The organism is Enterobacter sp. 118C5, assembly GCF_034107645.1.
GTDB lineage: Bacteria > Pseudomonadota > Gammaproteobacteria > Enterobacterales > Enterobacteriaceae > Enterobacter > Enterobacter nematophilus.
On record NZ_JAWNEU010000001.1, the window covers coordinates 1,048,605 to 1,067,301 of the forward strand.

The 18,697-nt window shown below is 60.4% G+C and carries 19 protein-coding genes; 9 read left to right on the top strand and 10 right to left on the bottom strand.

All coding sequences use genetic code 11. The features are described from left to right. Positions 1 to 13: 13 nt before the first annotated feature. Complete coding sequence (cho, locus tag UTO39_RS04960) at positions 14 to 892, top strand: excinuclease Cho (protein ID WP_061099681.1); 879 nt, start codon at positions 14 to 16, stop codon at positions 890 to 892. Here cho and ves read toward each other — a convergent pair. From ves to UTO39_RS04995, 7 genes are all read right to left on the bottom strand, one after another. Beyond that, the gene (gene ves / locus UTO39_RS04965) at positions 870 to 1,427 is read right to left on the bottom strand and encodes an environmental stress-induced protein Ves (protein WP_045261590.1); all 558 of its coding nucleotides are present in this window, start codon (positions 1,425 to 1,427) and stop codon (positions 870 to 872) included. The genes cho and ves overlap by 23 nt on opposite strands. A gap of 296 nt (positions 1,428 to 1,723) precedes the next feature. Beyond that, complete coding sequence (gene spy, locus UTO39_RS04970; RefSeq protein WP_028012795.1) at positions 1,724 to 2,218, bottom strand: ATP-independent periplasmic protein-refolding chaperone Spy; 495 nt, start codon at positions 2,216 to 2,218, stop codon at positions 1,724 to 1,726. Positions 2,219 to 2,555: 337 nt separating this feature from the next. After that, a complete protein-coding gene (astE, locus tag UTO39_RS04975; protein ID WP_266178253.1) occupies positions 2,556 to 3,521 on the bottom strand; it encodes a succinylglutamate desuccinylase in 966 nt (321 codons plus the stop codon). Positions 3,522 to 3,531: 10 nt separating this feature from the next. Then, positions 3,532 to 4,857, bottom strand: coding sequence for an N-succinylarginine dihydrolase (astB, locus tag UTO39_RS04980; protein WP_320726617.1), 1,326 nt, complete (start codon positions 4,855 to 4,857; stop codon positions 3,532 to 3,534). Continuing rightward, positions 4,844 to 6,331 (bottom strand): succinylglutamate-semialdehyde dehydrogenase, encoded by a 1,488-nt coding sequence (astD, locus tag UTO39_RS04985; protein ID WP_320726618.1) that lies wholly within the window; start codon positions 6,329 to 6,331, stop codon positions 4,844 to 4,846. The genes astB and astD overlap by 14 nt, the downstream gene beginning before the upstream one ends. Next, entirely contained in the window at positions 6,328 to 7,362 is a 1,035-nt protein-coding gene (gene astA / locus UTO39_RS04990) for an arginine N-succinyltransferase (protein WP_061098507.1), read from the bottom strand. The genes astD and astA overlap by 4 nt, the downstream gene beginning before the upstream one ends. After that, on the bottom strand, positions 7,359 to 8,579 hold the full coding sequence (locus UTO39_RS04995; protein ID WP_320726619.1) for an aspartate aminotransferase family protein: 1,221 nt from the start codon (positions 8,577 to 8,579) through the stop codon (positions 7,359 to 7,361). The genes astA and UTO39_RS04995 overlap by 4 nt, the downstream gene beginning before the upstream one ends. A 433-nt stretch (positions 8,580 to 9,012) precedes the next feature. Between UTO39_RS04995 and xthA the strand changes: the two genes are divergently transcribed. From xthA to UTO39_RS05025, 6 genes are all read left to right on the top strand, one after another. Further along, positions 9,013 to 9,819: an exodeoxyribonuclease III gene (xthA, locus tag UTO39_RS05000; protein WP_032644863.1), complete on the top strand. Its 807-nt coding sequence runs from the start codon at positions 9,013 to 9,015 to the stop codon at positions 9,817 to 9,819. 57 nt (positions 9,820 to 9,876) lie between these two features. Continuing rightward, positions 9,877 to 10,509, top strand: coding sequence for a TVP38/TMEM64 family protein (locus UTO39_RS05005; protein ID WP_407065097.1), 633 nt, complete (start codon positions 9,877 to 9,879; stop codon positions 10,507 to 10,509). A gap of 15 nt (positions 10,510 to 10,524) precedes the next feature. Continuing rightward, positions 10,525 to 11,685, top strand: coding sequence for an ABC transporter substrate-binding protein (locus UTO39_RS05010; RefSeq protein WP_407065100.1), 1,161 nt, complete (start codon positions 10,525 to 10,527; stop codon positions 11,683 to 11,685). Then, entirely contained in the window at positions 11,658 to 13,187 is a 1,530-nt protein-coding gene (locus UTO39_RS05015) for a thiamine ABC transporter permease (protein WP_320726622.1), read from the top strand. The genes UTO39_RS05010 and UTO39_RS05015 overlap by 28 nt, the downstream gene beginning before the upstream one ends. Beyond that, positions 13,187 to 13,807: an ATP-binding cassette domain-containing protein gene (locus UTO39_RS05020; RefSeq protein ID WP_320726623.1), complete on the top strand. Its 621-nt coding sequence runs from the start codon at positions 13,187 to 13,189 to the stop codon at positions 13,805 to 13,807. The genes UTO39_RS05015 and UTO39_RS05020 overlap by 1 nt, the downstream gene beginning before the upstream one ends. 73 nt (positions 13,808 to 13,880) lie before the next feature. Further along, positions 13,881 to 15,188, top strand: a complete 1,308-nt coding sequence (locus UTO39_RS05025; protein WP_320726624.1) for a sulfurtransferase — start codon at positions 13,881 to 13,883, stop codon at positions 15,186 to 15,188. Here UTO39_RS05025 and UTO39_RS05030 read toward each other — a convergent pair. Next, a complete protein-coding gene (locus UTO39_RS05030) occupies positions 15,185 to 15,802 on the bottom strand; it encodes a CDP-alcohol phosphatidyltransferase family protein (RefSeq protein ID WP_320726625.1) in 618 nt (205 codons plus the stop codon). The two genes, UTO39_RS05025 and UTO39_RS05030, sit on opposite strands and share 4 nt — an antisense overlap. After that, entirely contained in the window at positions 15,795 to 16,364 is a 570-nt protein-coding gene (locus UTO39_RS05035) for a carboxymuconolactone decarboxylase family protein (protein ID WP_320726626.1), read from the bottom strand. Before UTO39_RS05035 ends, UTO39_RS05030 begins: the two co-directional genes overlap by 8 nt. Before the next feature lie 75 nt (positions 16,365 to 16,439). On the opposite strand from UTO39_RS05035, the gene UTO39_RS05040 reads away from it, so the two are divergent. Then, the gene (locus UTO39_RS05040) at positions 16,440 to 16,856 is read left to right on the top strand and encodes a pyrimidine (deoxy)nucleoside triphosphate diphosphatase (protein ID WP_320726627.1); all 417 of its coding nucleotides are present in this window, start codon (positions 16,440 to 16,442) and stop codon (positions 16,854 to 16,856) included. Here UTO39_RS05040 and UTO39_RS05045 read toward each other — a convergent pair. Further along, positions 16,816 to 17,088, bottom strand: a complete 273-nt coding sequence (locus UTO39_RS05045; protein WP_320726628.1) for a YnjH family protein — start codon at positions 17,086 to 17,088, stop codon at positions 16,816 to 16,818. The two genes, UTO39_RS05040 and UTO39_RS05045, sit on opposite strands and share 41 nt — an antisense overlap. Positions 17,089 to 17,315: 227 nt before the next feature. Between UTO39_RS05045 and gdhA the strand changes: the two genes are divergently transcribed. Next, the gene (gdhA, locus tag UTO39_RS05050) at positions 17,316 to 18,659 is read left to right on the top strand and encodes an NADP-specific glutamate dehydrogenase (protein ID WP_151413209.1); all 1,344 of its coding nucleotides are present in this window, start codon (positions 17,316 to 17,318) and stop codon (positions 18,657 to 18,659) included. Positions 18,660 to 18,697: the final 38 nt, after the last annotated feature.

The window sequence follows — 18,697 nt, forward strand, 5'->3', positions numbered from 1 at the left end:
TATGGAGCAGTATGTGAGCAGGCGTCAATCCGCCCCGCGTCTTGAGTTTGAAGCGGCGGCTATCTATGAATATCCCGAACATCTTCGCCCCTGGCTTGAGGCGCTGCCCAAACAGCCGGGCGTGTACATCTTTCACGGTGAAAGCGAGACCCTGCCGCTCTACATCGGCAAAAGCGTTAACATTCGCAGCCGGGTGTTATCTCACCTGCGCACCCCGGACGAGGCCGCCATGCTGCGCCAGTCGCGGCGCATTACCTGGTTCCAGACGGCGGGAGAAATGGGCGCGCTGTTGCTGGAAGCCCGGCTGATAAAAGAGCAGCAGCCGCTCTTCAATAAGCGCCTGCGCCGCAACCGCCAGCTCTGCTCCCTGCAGATCGCCGACGGCAAGCCGCAGGTTGTCTACGCCCGCGAGGTCGATTTCTCCCATGCCCCGAATCTCTTCGGGCTGTTCGCAAACAAGCGTGCCGCCCTGCAGTCTCTGCAGGCGCTCGCCGACGAGCTGCAGCTTTGCTATAGCCTTTTAGGGCTGGAGGGCACCACGCGGGGCCGCGCCTGCTTCCGCTTCGCGCTCAAGCGCTGCGCAGGTGCCTGCTGCGGAAAAGAGAGCGTAGAGGCGCATCACGCCAGGCTCCTCGCGGGCCTGGCGGGGATCAGCGTCAACTGCTGGCCCTGGGACGGCGCCGTTGCGCTAAAAGAAGTGGGTGAAACCATGACGCAGTATCACATCGTCAACAACTGGCTCTGGCTGGGGGCTGTCGATGATTTAAGCGACGCGGCAACCCTGCTGCGCACCCCCGCGGGATTCGACCATGACGGCTACAAAATTCTCTGCAAGCCCGTCTTAGCGGGCAAGTTCGAGATCGTCGCGCTCAGTGACCCGGCAGCCAGTTAATTTCACTGAACAGCAGGGTACCCTGAGACTCCAGCAGACGCAGAGTATGGGTCCCCTCCTGCCAGCTGGCGCCCTGATCGGCCGTCAGCAATTTATCACCCAGCTGCCACGCCCCGCTTAATACAAACACCACGCCCCCGCGCGAGCCAAAGGTGGTAAAGGTACGATCGGCAACCCGCACCTTTGCCTGACAGCAGTCGCGCCGGGTCATGATGTTGAAATCCATCGCCATCCTGCCGTCGGAAAGCAGCGCCTTCACCGGCAGATCGCCGGCAAAACTGTAAGGCTGATGCTGTTTAAGGGTGTGGCAGAACGCCTGACCGGCATCCAGCGTCACCTCCCCGCCTTCCAGCAGGGTAATAACCCGGTCGACGCCGGGAAACGAGGAGAATTCGCCGTTGCTGGCGATGGTCGCGATACTGGCACGCCAGAAAAAATCGCGCGTCGCGGGAGGAATACAGCAAATTTCTCGCGTTTCGCCTGCGCCATTGCGCCAGAGGCTGACCGGCATCTTACGAATATCAAAGAACTCCATCACCACTCCTGAATGGCACAACCCGTGCCAGGGCAAAGATATCGCTACCCTTGCAGTCTTGTTTGTTATCGTTAGGTATTCACAGACAAAGTATCGGCAGCAGAGCGGGCAGGCCTTAGCGGAACGTTAATAAAAATGCTAACGCCATGACTCTACAAACATTCTCTGAAGCGACTACAGGAGAATACCGCGCTGGCGGCGGCAGACAAGAGGGCAGAATAGAAAAACCGCCGGTCCTGTCCACAGCGATTGCGCTTTGTGGACAGGATCCCGGCGGTCTTAAGAGAGTGAACCGATTATTCGGTTGGTGCTGGCATTTTACCTTCCATCGCCGGACGTTCTGTCAGACGCTTCTCAAAATTGGCATTAAACTGTTTTTTCTGTTCCGGGGTCAGAATGTTGTAGATCTTGTTCTGGGTTTCCATGTGGGCCAGCATGCGGGCTTTATGCTGCTCGGCCATTTTGTCGATCTGCGCTTCGGCTTTCGCCTTATCGAAGCTGTCGCTGGCAATGATGTCATGCATTGCGCGGCGCTCTTCCAGCGGAGGACGCTTCATCTGGTCGCGCTGGCTTTTCATGATGTCGCGGATCTGCTGCTTCTGCGCGTCCGTCAGGTTCAGATCTTTAAACATCATCATCTCGTGGTGCATACCCGGCTTGCCTTTATGATGCATCATCATTTTGCCTTCAGCAGGCGCGGCAGTGGTGGTTGCGGTATCTGCGGCGAACGCCATGCTGGTAGCGCCCAGAGCCAGGGTAGAAGCAACAAACAGTGCAGTAAACTTACGCATAATTTATTTCCTTTCTTTCAGTTATTCTTCGGCGCTATGCCGTGTTGACGAGATTAACTTTACGGGGTTTATCGTCAATTAGTCAGAGCAACGGTAAAACAATGAAAGTGTAAAAAACAATTTTTCGCCAAATGTGGAGGAAATAAGGATAAAGCGTGGAGAGTTGCAACAAGAAATATTCAAAACGATGATTTTAAAGATATTTAGCAGAAGTATAACGGAGTGAAGGTGAATAATAAAGCAATTCGCCAGGAATATTCCGTAAAAGAAGTCAGAGCGCTTTAATCGCTAAGAAAACATTTTTACGTCCCCTCCCGGATGATGGGAGGGGAAACGTTCAGGAGAGTTTTTCCAGCATCAGACCGGCCCGCAGGCCAAACGCCACGGAGGGGTTGGGGAACAGCACATATTCGGTGGTTTTCTGCACCTCGTAACGCTCTTCGCCATCTTCCGCCAGCAGAGCCCCTTTGCGAAACGGCGTAAAGTTCAGCGTGTGCGCGGCCATGTGAAGCTGGAAAGCCTCGCTGCGGCGGGTGATCTGCTGTACGACCCGGTACCGCTCAACGGGCTGATGCGCGTGCTCGGGATCCGTCCCACCGAGCAGCGCCCGAAGCGCGAGACCCGTTGGCGCGAAGCGCGTGAGATCGTTCTGTCCGAACGGCAGCGCTTTTCCCAGCTCCAGCGTACAGGACAGCGCCCCGACGTTTTCACAGGTAAAGTGCGTAAACGTTCCGCCCGGCGACTGATGAAACACCAGCGCCTCCAGCCCGGCATCCCCCAGCCAGCTCAGAAACGCTTCATCCCACGGCTGATTGCGCTGCGGCAGAACGCCGAAGCGCACGTGGTAAGAGGCGCGGATCGCCGTATGCAGATCCAGATGCCAGCGCGCCGGTCCCGCCGCGGCAAAAAACGTCGTCACGACGTTCTCCAGCCACTGCGCGCGCGCCGTTTCGTCACTCTGCGGAAACTGCGACCAGCGGCCGCCGAACATGCGGTTAATGTCGCTAACCAGGTACCGTTTGTTTTGCGCCAGCGCAGGCGGGTTGCCAAGCACCACCAGCACGCGGCACGCAAGGGCGATCTCGCCGCGATACAGCGCGCGCAGCAGCCCATCGACGATCTCAACGGGTGCGGTTTCATTCCCGTGGATCCCCGTGGAAAGCAGCAGCGATAACGCGCTGCTGGCCGTCGGCGTCAGCTCAAGCACCCCGCGCCCCAGCCACCGCCAGCGGAATGAGGGGCCTTCCCCCTCACTCTGGTCCGGCGTTTCATCGGCCAGGGTCAGCGCCAGTAAATTTTCCATATCCACTCCTTTAGCGCTGGAACGGGTAAACCGAGCCCAGCTGCAGGATTGACGATAACGCGTCCAGCGCCTCGCGCCCTTCGCGCAGCAGCTGCGGGTCAACCAGATCGGCCTGCGTTAACCGGTCGCGATAGTAGCGGTCCACCCAGTCATTCAGGGTGTTAAAGAGCGTCTCATTCATCATGACTGCCGGGTTAACGGCCTGCATTTCATTTGGCGTTAACACGACCCGCAGGCGCAGACAGGCGGGGCCACCGCCGTTGGCCATGCTTTCGCGCAGGTCAAACACGCGCAGCTCGTCAATCGGGTTATCGGCCTTCACCAGTTCGGTGAGATAGCGCCACACGCCCTGATGATCCCGTGACTCCTGCGGCAGCACCAGCATCATGCTGCCGTCATCGCGGCTCAGCAGCTGGCTGTTGAACAGATACGTTTCCACCGCGTCCTGCACGCTGACCGCCTGCGTTGGCACCTGGATCGGCATAAAGCCGGGCACGCGTTCGCGCAGCGTGGCGAGCAGTTTATCCTGATGGGCAAAGGCCTGCTCATGGCAGAACAGCACCTGGCGGTTGGAGACGGCTATCACGTCGTTATGGAACACGCCCTGGTCGATCACGTGCGGGTTCTGCTGGGCAAAAATCACCTGGGAAGGATTGACCTGGTTCAGGCGCGCAACCGCCTGACTGGCCGCCAGCGTCTGACGCGCTGGGTAACGGGTTGGCGCGGCGTGGCCGCCCTCTTCCCGCCCGTAGATAAACAGCTGCACGGCGGGATCGCCGTAATCGCCACCCAGCCGGTTATGGTTGGCCGCGCCTTCGTCGCCAAACATCGCCACCTGCGGCAGGGCCTGATGGATCTCAAAATGGGCGTCATTACGGAAAATGGCGTGCAGCACGCGCTCGGTGGTCTCCGCTTCGGTGGCGCGGTGGAATTTGTTGTTCAGGTTCGCCACCGTCAGGTGGACTTTACCATCCAGCGTATCGGCCGACGGGGCGACGGTGGCCGCGTTTGCCACCCACATTGAAGAGGCAGAGCTTGCCGCAGAGAGCAGGTGCGGCGTCTGCGTACCCGCTTTTTCGACGACCTGCTCGTCCGTACCGCTAAAACCTAGCTGGCGCAGCACCGCCACGTTCGGACGCTCCTGCGGCGGGATCACCGCCTGCGGGAAGCCAGCATCCGCCAGCGCTTTCATTTTCAATAGCCCCTGCTTCGCCGCCAGCTTCGGGTTGGAGACCTGGAAGCGGTGCTTCGTCGAGGCTTCATTACCAAAAGAGAGGCCGGCATAGTGGTGCGTCAGCCCCACCAGCCCGTCAAAATTGACTTCACGCGCTTTCATGACGGTCCCCTTCGCTAAAATCCAGCCCCGGATTGAGCGTCTCCGGCAGCGTCAGCGCCGGGGTCTCCAGGCTCGCCATCGGCCACGCGCAGTAATCCGCGGCATACCAGGCGCTGGCGCGATGGTTGCCCGAGGCGCCCACGCCGCCGAACGGCGCGGTGCTCGCCGCCCCGGTCAGCGGTTTATTCCAGTTCACGATCCCGGCGCGCGCTTCCAGCAGCAGCCGATCAAACTTCTCGCGATGTGGCGATATCAGCCCGCTAGACAGGCCGTAGCGGGTGTGGTTCGCCATCTCAATGGCCGCATCGAAATCGTCGTAACGCCACACGCACAGTAGCGGGCCAAACACCTCTTCATCCGGCACGCTGCTCGCACCGCTCATCTCAACGATACCCGGCGTCAGCAGCGAGGTACCCGGCTGAACCTGCTTCGGCTCCAGCAGGGTTTTCGCCCCGCGCGCTACGTGCTCCTGCCAGGCTTTGAGCACGTTCAGCGCGGCCTGTTCGGAGATCAGCCCGCCGATAAACGGCTGCGGGTCGGCATCCCACGCGCCAGGCACCAGCCGCGCGCTCACCTCTGTCAGACGCTTCAGGAAGGCATCACCCTGCGCGCCGCGCTTGACCAGCAGGCGGCGGGCGCAGGTGCAGCGCTGTCCGGCGGTAATAAAGGCGGACTGGATCGTCAGGTGCACCGCAGCGTCGATATCATCAGGATCTTCCACAATCAGCGGGTTATTGCCCCCCATCTCCAGCGCCAGAATTTTCTCCGGCTGCCCCGCCAGCTGGCGGTGCAGCTGATAGCCCGTTCCGGCGCTGCCGGTAAACAGCAGGCCGTCGATATCGCTCAGCGCGCTCAGCGCCTGGCCGGTTTCCCGTCCGCCCTGCACGAGGTTCAGCACGCCCGGCGGCAGCCCTGCCTGTTCCCACAGCTTCACCACCGCCTCGCCGGTTAACGGCGTAAGCTCGCTCGGCTTGAAGATGACGGTATTGCCCGCCAGCAGCGCGGGCACAATGTGGCCGTTCGGCAGATGCCCCGGGAAGTTATACGGGCCAAACACCGCCAGCACGCCGTGCGGACGGTGGCGCAGCGTGGCCGCGCCGTCCGGCATCTCGGTATGCTGCTCGCCGGTGCGGACGTGGTACGCCTTAACCGAAATGGCGATTTTATTGATCATCGCCGTCACTTCGGTCGCCGCTTCCCACCGCGGTTTGCTGGTTTCGGAGGAGATGATGCGCGTCAGTTCGGCCTTGTTTGCCTCCAGCAGTCCGGCAAATTTTTCAACAAGCGCCTGGCGCTCGGCGAAAGGCCGTTTTGCCCACGCGGGAAACGCACGGCGTGCGGCACGGCAGGCCTGCTCGACCTGCGCGGCGCTGGCGTCATTTCCCTTCCACAGAATTTCTTTTCCTACCGGGTTGGTCTTTGTGCGCTGTTCGCCTTCGCCCGTTACCCAGTCACCGTTAATCCATAATGTCATGCTGTTTTCTCCTCAGGGCAGAGACGCACCAGGCGAACCGTATCGCCGGCGTTACATTTCAGGGCATCCAGCTCTGCAGCCGTCAGCACCAGACGTTCACATTTCGGGTTGGTCCGCACCAGCATGGCGCGGAAGTTGGCGTAATTTTCGTTCGCCACCAGGCACGCCGGCCAGTCACCCGGCGCGGGCTGGCCTTCGGATACCTCAACCAGGCGGCTTTTGCGGATCGCGCGCACGCGGTCGATATCGCACTCCAGCGTAGGCCCTCCGTCAAAGATGTCCACATAGTTACGGTAGCGGAAGCCCTCTTTCTCCAGCACCGCGCGGGCCGGGGCGGTTTGCGGATGCACCTCGCCAATTACCGCCTGCGCTTCCGGCGTTAAGAAATGGGTATAGATAGGATGTTTAGGCATCAGCTCCGCGATAAACGCTTTCTGACCGGTGCCGCAAAGATAGTCCGCCCGGCTGAACTCCATCGAGAAGAAGCGCTCGCCCAGGCTCTCCCAGAATGGCGAGTAGCCTTTGTCGTCGATCACGCCGCGCATCTCTGCCACCACTTTTTCGTTAAAGCGATCGCGGAAGGCGGCCATAAACATAAAGCGCGATTTAGAGAGCAGATAGCCGTTGCCCTCTTTACGCCACGCCGGGTCGAGGAACAGCGTGCAGAGCTCGCTGGCGCCCGTGTGGTCATTACAGAGAAACAGCGTGGGCAGCGCGTTATAGACGTTCAGCTCTTTCGAGGCGTGAACCATCGTGCCGACGCGGTAGTTGTACCACGGGTCGTTGAGCCCGACGGCCACTTCGATGGCGCAAATCCCGGCCACGGTTCCCGTGTCGGTGTCTTCCAGCACGAACACGTAACCCTGTTCGCTTTTTGGCAACGTCCCCTGCCAGGTTTGCAGGGCGCGCTCAATGCGCGCCGACAGCGTTTTTTCATCGGCAGGAAGCGAGGTCAGCCCGCCTCCCGTCTTACCGGCAAGCTGCATGAGCCCGGCGATATCGCCGCGCTCAACGGGACGGATGACCATCATGATGACACCCCGGATTTCACCTTCTCACACGCCAGCGCAAAACGGTCCAGACCGGTTTGCACCTCTTCCTCACTCACAATCAGCGCAGGCGCAAAACGCACCACGTTGGCACCGGCAATCAGCACCATCACGCCCGCTTTTGCCGCTTCCTGTGAAATTAGCTTCGCTTTTCCGGCAAACTCAGCGGTGAGCTCGCAGCCGATCAACAGCCCCAGGCCGCGAATTTCTTTGAACAGGCCAAGCTTGCCGTTGATGGCGTTCAGGCGCTCAACGAACCACTCGTGACGCTGCTTAACGCCCTTCAGCACCTCAGGGGTGTTAATGATGTCGAGAACCTGTCCGGCGACGGCGGTTGCCAGCGGGTTGCCGCCGTAGGTGGTGCCGTGGGTGCCCACGGTCATCACGCTGGCAAATTTTTCGGTGGTCAGCGTCGCGCCAATCGGGAAGCCGCCGCCCAGCGCTTTGGCGGTAGAGAGAACGTCCGGCGTCACGCCGTAGTGCATATAGGCATACAGCTCGCCTGTGCGGCCCACGCCGGTCTGCACTTCGTCGAAAATCAGGACCGCGTCGTGACGGTCGCACAGCTCGCGCAGCCCCTGCAGGAATGCCTTTTGCGCCGGAAGCACGCCGCCCTCGCCCTGCATCGGCTCGACGATCACCGCGCAGGTGGTGTCGTTAATCAGCTCGCTGGCGGACTGCAGATCGTTATAGATGCCGTGGCGAATATCCGGCGGCAGCGGAGCGAAATCCTGCGAATAAGAAGGCTGGCCGCCCGCGCTCACGGTAAAGAGCGTGCGCCCGTGGAAGGCATTTTTGAACGCCACAATCCCGCTCTTGTGCGTCCCAAACTTATCGTGGGCATATTTACGTGCCAGCTTCAGCGCCGCTTCGTTGGCTTCCGCCCCGGAGTTACAGAAAAAGACTTTTTCGGCGAAGGTCGCGTCAATCAGCTTTTTCGCCAGGTGCAGCGCGGGCTCGTTGGTAAAGCCGTTGCCGGTATGCCAGAACTTCGCCGCCTGGTCGTTCAGCGCCTGACGCAGCGCCGGGTGGGCATGACCCAGCGCGTTCACCGCAATCCCCCCGGCAAAGTCGATATACTCTTTACCCTGCTGATCCCACAGGCGTGAGCCTTCCCCGCGAACCGGAATAAAAGCCGCCGGAGCGTAAACCGGCATCATCCATTCATCGAAATTTTCACGCGTAATTGACAGAGACATAGCGACCTCATCCGGTAAATAAAAAGTTATTTGAATGTTAAATAATTGAGTGTTTGCACTGTGAATGTAGATTGCAGCCTTCGTGCCAGCCAGCGATAAAATTGCATAAACGGGTTGAGGTAACAGAATATCAATAGGTTACAATATGGAGTTATTCACTGTTGTTGCATAAAAAGTGAATATTTTTACGACAAGCGGCGCTTTGCCGCATGAAAATCAGAAAGAGTATGCAGAGGCCAAATATAATTCTGGAATTGTGATCGCTCGCGAAATTTATCGACCATTTACGCCCTGTTTGAGGGCGAAGCGCGTCAGAATGGTGCAAATATTGCACCACCGGCATTATCTGTCGCAGTTATTGGTCGAACCCGGTAACAGTTGACGCAAATTCTGCTACCATCCATGCACTATTCACCTTGCACTGGCAGCGACTATGAAATTTGTCTCTTTTAATATCAACGGCCTGCGCGCCCGCCCTCATCAGCTAGAAGCCATCGTTGAGCAACATCAGCCAGATGTGATCGGCCTGCAGGAGACCAAGGTTCACGACGACATGTTCCCCCTCGAAGAGGTGGCGAAACTCGGCTACAACGTCTTTTACCACGGTCAGAAAGGTCACTATGGCGTCGCGCTGCTCACCAAAGACACGCCGGTTTCCGTGCGCCGCGGCTTCCCCGGCGACGGTGAAGAAGCGCAGCGCCGCATCATCATGGCGGAAGTGCCTTCCGCGCTCGGGAATATTACGGTCATTAACGGCTATTTCCCGCAGGGCGAGAGCCGCGATCACGAGACAAAATTCCCGGCCAAAGCGAAGTTTTATCAGGATCTGCAGAACTACCTGACGACCGAACTGAAAAAAGAAAATCCGGTGCTGATCATGGGCGATATGAATATCAGCCCGACGGATCTGGATATCGGCATCGGCGAAGAGAACCGCAAGCGCTGGCTGCGCACCGGCAAATGCTCCTTCCTGCCGGAAGAGCGTGAGTGGATGGAGCGCCTGCTGGGCTGGGGCCTGGTGGATACTTTCCGCAATGCCAACCCGGAAACGCAGGATCGCTTTTCGTGGTTTGACTACCGCTCGAAGGGCTTTGACGACAACCGCGGCCTGCGTATCGATCTGCTGCTGGCGAGCACGCCGCTGGCGGAGCGCTGCATCGAAACCGGAATTGACTATGACATCCGCAGCATGGAAAAACCGTCGGACCACGCGCCGGTATGGGCTAAATTCAAGCTGTAATCGCGCGTGAACATGCGAAAAACACTCTTCCTGTGCGCCCTTCTGGGCGCATTTCTTATGACATTTTTCATTCTGCCGCCTGACACGCTCTCTCTGGCAGGAGTAAAAACGCACCAGCAGGCCCTACTCTCCTATGTCGACCGCGCGCCGCTGCGTAGCGCGTTGATCTTCTTTGCGCTTTACGTGGCGGTTTCCGCCCTGTCGATACCCGGCGCGGCGGCTCTGACCCTGCTGGGCGGGGTGTTATTTACGCTGTGGGAAGGCACCGTGCTGGTTTCGTTTGCCTCCACGCTCGGGGCCACGCTGGCCATGCTCGCCAGCCGTTACCTGCTGCGCGACTGGGTGCAGCGGCGGTTTGCCCGGCAGATGGCAACGGTGAACGCTGGCATGGCGCGCGACGGTGCGGGCTATCTTTTTGCCCTGCGCCTGATGCCGCTGTTCCCGTTTTTCCTGGTGAATTTACTGATGGGGCTGACCCGCATCACGGTGCGGCGCTACTGGTGGGTCAGCCAGCTCGCCATGCTGCCCGCAACGGTTATCTTTCTGAACGCCGGGCGGGAGCTGGGAAAAGTGACATCGCTGCGCGATATTTTGTCGCCGGGCGTGGTATTCGCCTTTACACTACTGGGGTTATTACCGCTGGTTACGCGCCGGCTGTTTTCCCGTTATCTCCCTTCTGCTAAAAAGTGAGGCATTATGCGCCGTGTGCGTTTTTGCACGTTTCTGACCGGTCTGCTGCTGGCAGCCCCCCTCTATGCCGCCGACGGCTGGCACGCTATTCAACAGCAGGCCAAAGGACAAACCGTCTGGTTTAACGCCTGGGGCGGCGATCCGGCGGTCAACCGCTACCTTGAGTGGGTTAGCGGTGAGATGCAAACGCACTATGCCATCACCCTAAAAATCGTCCCGCTGGCGGATGCCGCCGATGCGGTCAAACGTATTCAGACGGAAGCCGCCGCAGGGCGTAAGACCAACGGCTCGGTCGACCTCCTGTGGGTGAACGGCGAGAACTTCCGCACCCTCAAAGAGGCGAACCTGCTGCAAACCGGGTGGGCACAGAGTCTGCCCAACTGGCGCTATGTCGATACCCGTAAACCCGTCACGGAAGATTTTGCCATTCCCACGGACGGCGCGGAATCGCCGTGGGGCGGCGCGCAGCTGACCTTTATTGCCCGCAAAGCCAGCATGCCGACGCCACCGGAGGATCCGCAGGCGCTGCTGGCGTACGCGCAGCAGCATCCGGGCAAGGTCAGCTATCCTCGCCCGCCCGATTTTACCGGCACGGCCTTTCTGGAGCAGCTGCTGCTGACGCTTACGGCGCATCCCGAGGCGTTACAAAAAGCGCCTGATGATACGTTTGCCCAGGTTACGGCGCCGCTCTGGGCCTACCTCGATAAACTGCACCCGCTGCTGTGGCGTGAAGGGAAAGACTTCCCTCCTTCGCCCGCCCGGATGGATGCCCTGCTCGCCAGCGGCAGTCTGAACCTGTCGCTGACCTTTAACCCGGCGCATACGCAGCAAAAAGTGGCGAGCGGCGAACTGCCTGCCGACAGCTACAGCTTTGGTTTTCGCGACGGGATGCTCAGCAACGTGCATTTTGTGGCTATTCCGGCCAATGCCAGCGCGAGCGCGGGCGCGAAGGTAGTCGCCAATTTCCTGCTGTCGCCGCAGGCGCAGATCCGCAAGGCCAACCCGGCCGTGTGGGGAGACCCGAGCGTGCTGGATGCGAAAACGCTGCCCGAAGGTGAAGCGAAACAGCTGCAGGCCCATACGCCGCAGGGGCTGCCGAAGATGCTCCCGGAGCCGCAGTCCGCGTGGGTGAACGCGCTGGAGCAGGAATGGCTGCGTCGTTACGGCACCCGTTAGGCTGGCTTGTCTGGCTGGCGATGGCGGTGATTTATCTGCCGATCCTGCCCGCTGGCACCGTGCTGTTCGCGCCGGCATTCTCCGTGACGAACTGGCAGCGGCTGCTGAACGATCCTCAGCTGCCGCAGGCAGCCGTTGCCACGCTGATCTCAACGCTTATCGCCACGCTGGGAGCCCTGTTTATCGCCCTTTCCCTCGTGGCTCTTTTCTGGCCCGGCAACCGCTGGCGGCGCCTCAGCACGCGCCTGCCGTGGCTGCTGGCGATCCCCCACGTAGCCTTCGCCACCAGCGCGCTGCTGCTGTTTGCCGAGGGCGGACTGTTTTATCAGGTTTGTACCGCCTGTTCGCCGCCGTTTGACCGCTACGGCGTTGGGCTGGGCCTGACGCTCGCGGTCAAAGAGAGCGCGTTTGTGCTGTGGGCCATTTACGCCGTGCTGCCGGAAAAAAGGCTCGCGCAGCAGAAGATCGTCCTGCAAACCTTCGGCTACGGACGTTTTCAGACGCTCAGCTGGCTGATCCTTCCGGCGATCGCGCCCGTCCTCGGGGCGGTGATGCTGGCGGTGCTGGCGTGGTCGCTGTCGGTTGTGGACGTGGCGATCGTTCTCGGTCCCGGCAACCCGCCCACGCTGGCCGTGCTGGCCTGGCAGTGGCTGAGCCAGGGCGACGCGCAGCAGCAGGTAAAGGGGACGCTGCTTTGCCTTCTGCTCCTTCTTTTACTGGCCGCGCTTGCCGCGCTGGGGTACGGCCTTTGGAAGGTCTGGCGTCGCGCGATTCCGGACCTGAGCGGGACGCGCCGCAGGTTGCATATCGCGCTGCCAGAACGCGCATTCAGCGGGTTTCTGCCCGCATGCGGCCTCCTTTGCGCCGCCGTGCTGTTGATGCTGGCGCAACGGGACGACGTGGGTCCCGTGGGCACCAGCCTCTCCTTCGGTCTGCTTTCGAGCCTTATCGCCCTCATCGTCATTTTTCTCTGGCTGGAATGGGGGCCGCAGCGCGGTGCGGCGTGGGTGTGGCTACCGCTCGCCCTTCCGGCACTGCCGCTCGTGACCGGGCAATACGCAATTGCTTTGCATCTGGAACTCGACGGAGGCTTTATCGCCGTCCTCTGGAGCCATCTGCTGTGGGTACTGCCGTGGATGCTGCTGGTGCTCCAGCCCGCGTGGCGGCGGATCGATCCCCGGCTTATCCTTACCGCCAGAACGCTCGGCTGGCGGCGGGCAAAAATTTTCTGCCTGCTGAAATGTCCCCTGCTGGTGCGTCCTGCGCTGCTGGCCTTTGCCACCGGCTTTTCCGTCAGCATGGCGCAATATATGCCGACGCTCTGGCTGAGCGCGGGGCGTTTCGCCACGCTGACCACCGAGACCGTCGCGCTCAGCAGCGGGGGCAGCATCCCGGTTCTCGCTAACCGCGCCCTGGGCTTACTGCTGGTCACGGGCGTCGTATTCGGTCTTGCCGCGCTGTTATCCCGGCTCGCGGGCCGCTACCGTCAAGGATTACGTTAATGCTTAAGGTCAACGATCTCACCATCGAACCGCTTTTCCGCGAGGTCAATTTTTGCGTACCGCGCGGGGAGATTGTCACCCTGATGGGGCCGTCCGGCAGCGGCAAATCGACCCTCTTTGCCTGGATGGTCGGCGCGCTGTCAGGTGATTTTCATGCGCGGGGCGAACTGTGGCTCGACGAACGCCGCTGCGACGGTTTGCCCGTCGAATCCCGCGGTCTGGGGATTCTTTTTCAGGACGCGCTGCTGTTTGAACCTTTCAGCGTTGGGCAAAATTTGCTGCTGGCCTTGCCTGAGGGGAACGCGGGACGCGCGCGTCGGGAAGCGGTCGAGCAGGCGCTGGACTCCGCCGGGCTTGGCGGTCATTACGCCAGCGATCCGGCCACGCTTTCCGGCGGAGAGCGCGCCCGGGTTAGCCTGCTGCGCGCCCTGCTTGCAGAGCCGCAGGCGCTGCTGCTGGACGAACCGTTCAGCCGCCTTGATAAAGCGTTACGCACGTCGTTCCGGGCATGGGTGTTTGACGCCGTCCGCGCGCGCAATATTCCGGTGGTGCTGGTCACCCATGACGAGGACGATATTCCGCCCGGCGGCGAGGTGATGGAGATTTCTCGCTGGCAATAATGTGCTAACGCAATGTTTTCCGTTTCGGGAGAGACGACAATGCCCCCCTCTATTACTGACGTCAGGTTATTCGATGAAACGTGTTTCTCAACTGACCGCGCTGGCCCTGATCTGCGGCCTCGCCTCTTTTTCCTCTCTGGCAGCTGATATGGCCAACGCGATGACGCTGTCTCAGCTTCAGGCGCAGCACGGCGCGGCAATCGACACCCGCCCCAGCGCCTTCTATAACGGCTGGCCGCAGACCCTCAGCGGTCCTTCCGGGCACGAACCCGCAGCGCTCAACCTGGCAGCCGCCTGGCTTAACGCAATGAGCGACGAGCAGATTGCGCGTTGGGCCAGACAGCATCAGCTGACGCCGGCAACGACCATCGCGCTGTACGGCGACGACGGCGCCACTCAGGCGGTGAAAGCCCGCCTGGAGAAAGCCGGATACCGCCATGTTTCGTTCCTCAGCGATGCCCTCCAGTCGCCCGACCGCCTGCAGCGTCTGGCGCACTTTGAACAGCTCGTCTACCCCCAGTGGATCCACCAGCTCCAGCAGGGTAAACCGGTGACCGCCGCGCCGGCGGGCGAATGGAAGGTCATAGAAGCGGCCTGGGGCGCGCCGAAGTTTTACCTGCTTAACCACATTCCCGGCGCGGGCTACATCGACACCAACGAGGTGGAAAGCGAGCCGCTGTGGAACAAAGTCTCCGACGGCAGGCTGAAAGCAATGCTGGCGAAGCACGGGATCCGTCACGATACCACCGTCATTCTGTATGGACGTGACGTTTACGCCGCCGCGCGCGTGGCGCAGATTATGCTCTACGCGGGCGTGAAGGATGTGCGCCTTCTCGATGGCGGCTGGAAGGCGTGGTCAGATGCCGGTCTGCCGGTTGAGCGCGGCACGCCCGGCAAAGTGGCTCCTGCCCCTGATTTTGGCGCGCCGATCCCCGGCCAGCCGCAGCTGATGGTGAATATGGAGCAGGCGCGCGGCATGCTGCACCGTCAGGATGCCTCCCTGGTCAGCATTCGTTCATGGCCGGAGTTTATCGGCGAAACCAGCGGCTACAGCTACATCAAGCCAAAAGGTGAAATCGCCGGCGCCCGCTGGGGCCATGCGGGCAGCGATGCCACCCATATGGAAGACTTCCATAACCCGGATGGCACCATGCGCAGCGCGGACGATATCGCCGCCCAGTGGAAAAGCTGGAATATCCTACCGGAACAGCACGTCGCGTTTTACTGCGGCACCGGCTGGCGGGCGTCAGAAACCTTCATGTACGCCCGGGCGATGGGCTGGAAGCACGTCGCCGTCTATGACGGCGGCTGGTATGAATGGAGCAGCCACCCGCAGAACCCGGTCACCGCCGGAGCGCGCGGGCCAGAGAGCGCTCTCTAACGGGTGAGCGACTTCAGCGTCACGTAGCCGCTCCAGATGCGCGTTGTGGTGGTCAGCCAGCACAGCGCGCCGAATATCCACGCGAACAGCGTAAAGTGCGCCGGAAACAGGCAGCACAGCACGAACAGCGCGATGGTCTCCGTCCCTTCCGTTAACCCGCCGAGATAGTAAAACGACTTGTGCGCATAGCCGGGGTTGTCGATATTGTGCTTCGCCGCCAGCGCGGCAAAGGCGAGAAAACTGCTGCCGGTGCCGATAAACGCGAACAACAGCCAGGCGGCCGCCAGCGCATTCTCGACCGGTGCAGCCAGCGCAAAGCCAAACGGCACCAGCGCGTAGAACAGAAAATCGAGGGCGATATCCAAAAACCCTCCCGCATCCGTCAGCCCTCTCCGGCGCGCCAGCGCGCCGTCCAGACCATCCAGCAGGCGGTTCAGGACGATGGCAACCAGAGCCGCAGGATACCAGCCGAGGGCCAGAAACGGCATCGCCAGCAGGCCGATGGCAAACCCGGCAAGGGTTAGCCCGTCGGGCGTAATGCCCGGCTTATCCAGCACGGAAACCAGACGGTTCAGCGCGGGCTTTACCCGCGGGTGCAGGTGACGGTCAAGCATCAGGCTTCCCTTTAAACGTGGCGCACAGCCCCTGCGCCGGAATATCCAGCGCGGCATTAAACCGGGCCGAGAGATTCTGAAAGGCAATGAGCGCCGTCATTTCAGTGATGGCATCATCCGTAAAGTGGCGTTTCATCGCCATTTTGACTGCCTCATCCACCCGTGGCGGCGTGGCGGTCACCGCATCCGCATAGGCCAGCGCCGCGCGCTCCTGTTCACTGAACAAGTCAGAATCAGCCCAGCCGCTCACGGCCTGAACTTTATCCAGCGCGCCGCAGCGCTCGGCCAGACGCAGGCTGTTGGCATCAATGCAGAACGCACAGTGGCACAGCTGCGATACGCGCGTCATGAGCAGCGAGCGCAGCACGGGCGTCAGGCGCGCTTTTCTGCGCTCCAGAAACCCCACAAACAAGGCGACCAGCCAGAACAGACGCGGCACGCGTCCCCACCAGCGCGTGGGGTTCAGCACGGCGCCGAAGTGTTTTTGCTGCACGGCGGCAATGGGTTTTACGCTCGCCGGAAGGGTTGGGATGGGCTCTACCCAGGTGGACGTCTCTTTCACCTGATTCTCCTGATGGCTGGACTCTTTGAAAGGGCACGATAATATGGCGTTTTTCGCTATCAAGTATTGACGACCATGCTAAAAACAGTCGATGTCGTTGCGGCCATCATCGAAAAAGACGACAAAATTTTACTGGCGCAGCGCCCTGCTCACGCCGACCAGCCGGGTATGTGGGAGTTCGCTGGCGGTAAAGTGGAGGCTGGAGAAACCCAGCCTGAGGCGCTTATCCGCGAGCTGCGTGAAGAGTTAGGCATTGAGGCGCAGCCTGAGCAGTACGTGGCAAGCCATCAGCGCGAAGTATCACAGCGGTTAATCAACCTGCACGCCTGGCGCGTACCCCGCTTCAGCGGAGAGTTAACGGCGCACTACCACAGCGCGCTGGTGTGGTGTACGCCGGAAGAGGCGTTCGGCTACAGCTTAGCCCCGGCGGACATTCCGCTGCTGGAGGCGTTTATTCTTTTACGCGACGCCAGACCAGCGGATTCGTGCTGATGGTACGTTCATCGCGCTGACACTGGAGCAGCACGCCATCCGCCTTCACGACGGCCCCTTCAGAATAGTTTTGATCCTGGTAGATGCAGCACTGGTTACACGGCTGCGCGCGCTGGCCGCTGGAGCTAAACACCTCCGGCGGCACATTCACTTCTACATCCGGGCGAATGCGGTCAGCCTGCGCGCCTGCGGCCAACATTAATGATAACGCGGCCATCACGTAACGGTTCATAGACTTCTCTTCCTGTTGTGTCCTGATAATGACTATAACGGTAAATCGGGCAGAATCTTTAATTTAGCGCGTCATCGCTTTTTGTTATGACGCGGCCCGGGTCATTAATTTCCCTTTCGGCAAACATTTCCGCTTGCTTCACAAAGCGGTACGGGTGGTATAGTCAAAAAAACAACACAAATCGCATAAGCAACATACATAAATTACTATAAGAGGTTCTTATATCTATGGATCAGACACGCTCTCTGGAAAATTTCCTTGCCCATGTTCAGCAGCGCGACCCGCACCAAAGCGAGTTTGCTCAGGCCGTTCGTGAAGTAATGACCACCCTCTGGCCGTTCCTTGAAGAAAACCCGCGCTATCGTCAACTGTCGCTGCTGGAGCGTCTGGTTGAGCCAGAACGCGTGATCCAGTTCCGCGTGACCTGGGTGGATGACCGCAACCAGGTGCAGGTCAACCGCGCTTGGCGCGTGCAGTTTAATTCCGCCATCGGTCCGTTTAAGGGCGGCATGCGCTTCCACCCTTCCGTTAACCTGTCGATTCTGAAATTTCTCGGCTTTGAGCAGACGTTTAAAAACGCGCTCACCACCCTGCCAATGGGCGGCGGTAAAGGCGGGAGTGATTTCGATCCCAAAGGCAAAAGCGAAGGCGAAGTGATGCGTTTCTGTCAGGCGCTGATGACCGAGCTCTACCGCCATCTCGGCCCGGACACCGACGTACCGGCGGGAGATATCGGCGTGGGGGCCCGCGAAGTGGGCTTCATGGCCGGGATGATGAAAAAACTCTCCAACAACAGCGCCTGCGTCTTTACCGGTAAAGGATTATCGTTTGGCGGCAGCCTGATCCGCCCGGAGGCGACCGGCTACGGCCTGGTTTACTTCACCGAGGCAATGCTCAAGCGTCACGGCTTAGGTTTCGAAGGGATGCGCGTGGCGGTCTCCGGCTCCGGTAACGTGGCGCAGTACGCTATCGAAAAAGCGATGCAGTTTGGCGCCCGCGTGGTGACCGCCTCCGACTCTAAAGGCACGGTGGTGGACGAAGCGGGCTTTACGGCTGAGAAGCTGGCGCGCCTGTGCGAAATCAAAGCCAGCCGCGATGGCCGACTTGCCGATTACGCCGCAGAGTTTGGCCTGACGTATCTGGAAGGCAAACAGCCGTGGGGCGTGCCGGTGGATATCGCCCTGCCGTGCGCCACGCAAAACGAACTGGATGCAGACGCCGCGCGCACGCTGATTACTAACGGCGTGAAGGCGGTGGCCGAAGGGGCGAATATGCCGACCACTATCGAGGCGACGGATCTGTTCCTGGAGGCGGGCGTGCTGTTTGCGCCGGGCAAGGCGGCGAACGCGGGCGGCGTGGCAACGTCCGGTCTGGAGATGGCGCAAAACGCCGCGCGTCTCGGCTGGAAGGCGGAAAAAGTGGATGCCCGTCTGCACCACATCATGCTCGATATTCACCACGCCTGCGTGGAGTACGGCGGTGAAGCGTCACAGACCAACTACGTGCGCGGGGCAAATATCGCCGGGTTCGTGAAGGTAGCGGATGCGATGATTGGGCAGGGTGTGATTTAAGGTTTATATCGTGCGGCCGGGTGCCCTCACCCCGGCCC

Coding starts and splice junctions, on each gene's coding strand:
- ves (WP_045261590.1), bottom strand. CDS start 1,427: ATGGAGTTCTTTGATATTCGTAAGATGCCGGTCAGCCTCTGGCGCAAT.
- spy (WP_028012795.1), bottom strand. CDS start 2,218: ATGCGTAAGTTTACTGCACTGTTTGTTGCTTCTACCCTGGCTCTGGGC.
- astE (WP_266178253.1), bottom strand. CDS start 3,521: ATGGAAAATTTACTGGCGCTGACCCTGGCCGATGAAACGCCGGACCAG.
- astB (WP_320726617.1), bottom strand. CDS start 4,857: ATGAAAGCGCGTGAAGTCAATTTTGACGGGCTGGTGGGGCTGACGCAC.
- astD (WP_320726618.1), bottom strand. CDS start 6,331: ATGACATTATGGATTAACGGTGACTGGGTAACGGGCGAAGGCGAACAG.
- astA (WP_061098507.1), bottom strand. CDS start 7,362: ATGATGGTCATCCGTCCCGTTGAGCGCGGCGATATCGCCGGGCTCATG.
- UTO39_RS04995 (WP_320726619.1), bottom strand. CDS start 8,579: ATGTCTCTGTCAATTACGCGTGAAAATTTCGATGAATGGATGATGCCG.
- xthA (WP_032644863.1), top strand. CDS start 9,013: ATGAAATTTGTCTCTTTTAATATCAACGGCCTGCGCGCCCGCCCTCAT.
- UTO39_RS05005 (WP_407065097.1), top strand. CDS start 9,877: ATGACATTTTTCATTCTGCCGCCTGACACGCTCTCTCTGGCAGGAGTA.
- UTO39_RS05015 (WP_320726622.1), top strand. CDS start 11,658: ATGGCTGCGTCGTTACGGCACCCGTTAGGCTGGCTTGTCTGGCTGGCG.
- UTO39_RS05020 (WP_320726623.1), top strand. CDS start 13,187: ATGCTTAAGGTCAACGATCTCACCATCGAACCGCTTTTCCGCGAGGTC.
- UTO39_RS05025 (WP_320726624.1), top strand. CDS start 13,881: ATGAAACGTGTTTCTCAACTGACCGCGCTGGCCCTGATCTGCGGCCTC.
- UTO39_RS05030 (WP_320726625.1), bottom strand. CDS start 15,802: ATGCTTGACCGTCACCTGCACCCGCGGGTAAAGCCCGCGCTGAACCGT.
- UTO39_RS05040 (WP_320726627.1), top strand. CDS start 16,440: ATGCTAAAAACAGTCGATGTCGTTGCGGCCATCATCGAAAAAGACGAC.
- UTO39_RS05045 (WP_320726628.1), bottom strand. CDS start 17,088: ATGAACCGTTACGTGATGGCCGCGTTATCATTAATGTTGGCCGCAGGC.
- gdhA (WP_151413209.1), top strand. CDS start 17,316: ATGGATCAGACACGCTCTCTGGAAAATTTCCTTGCCCATGTTCAGCAG.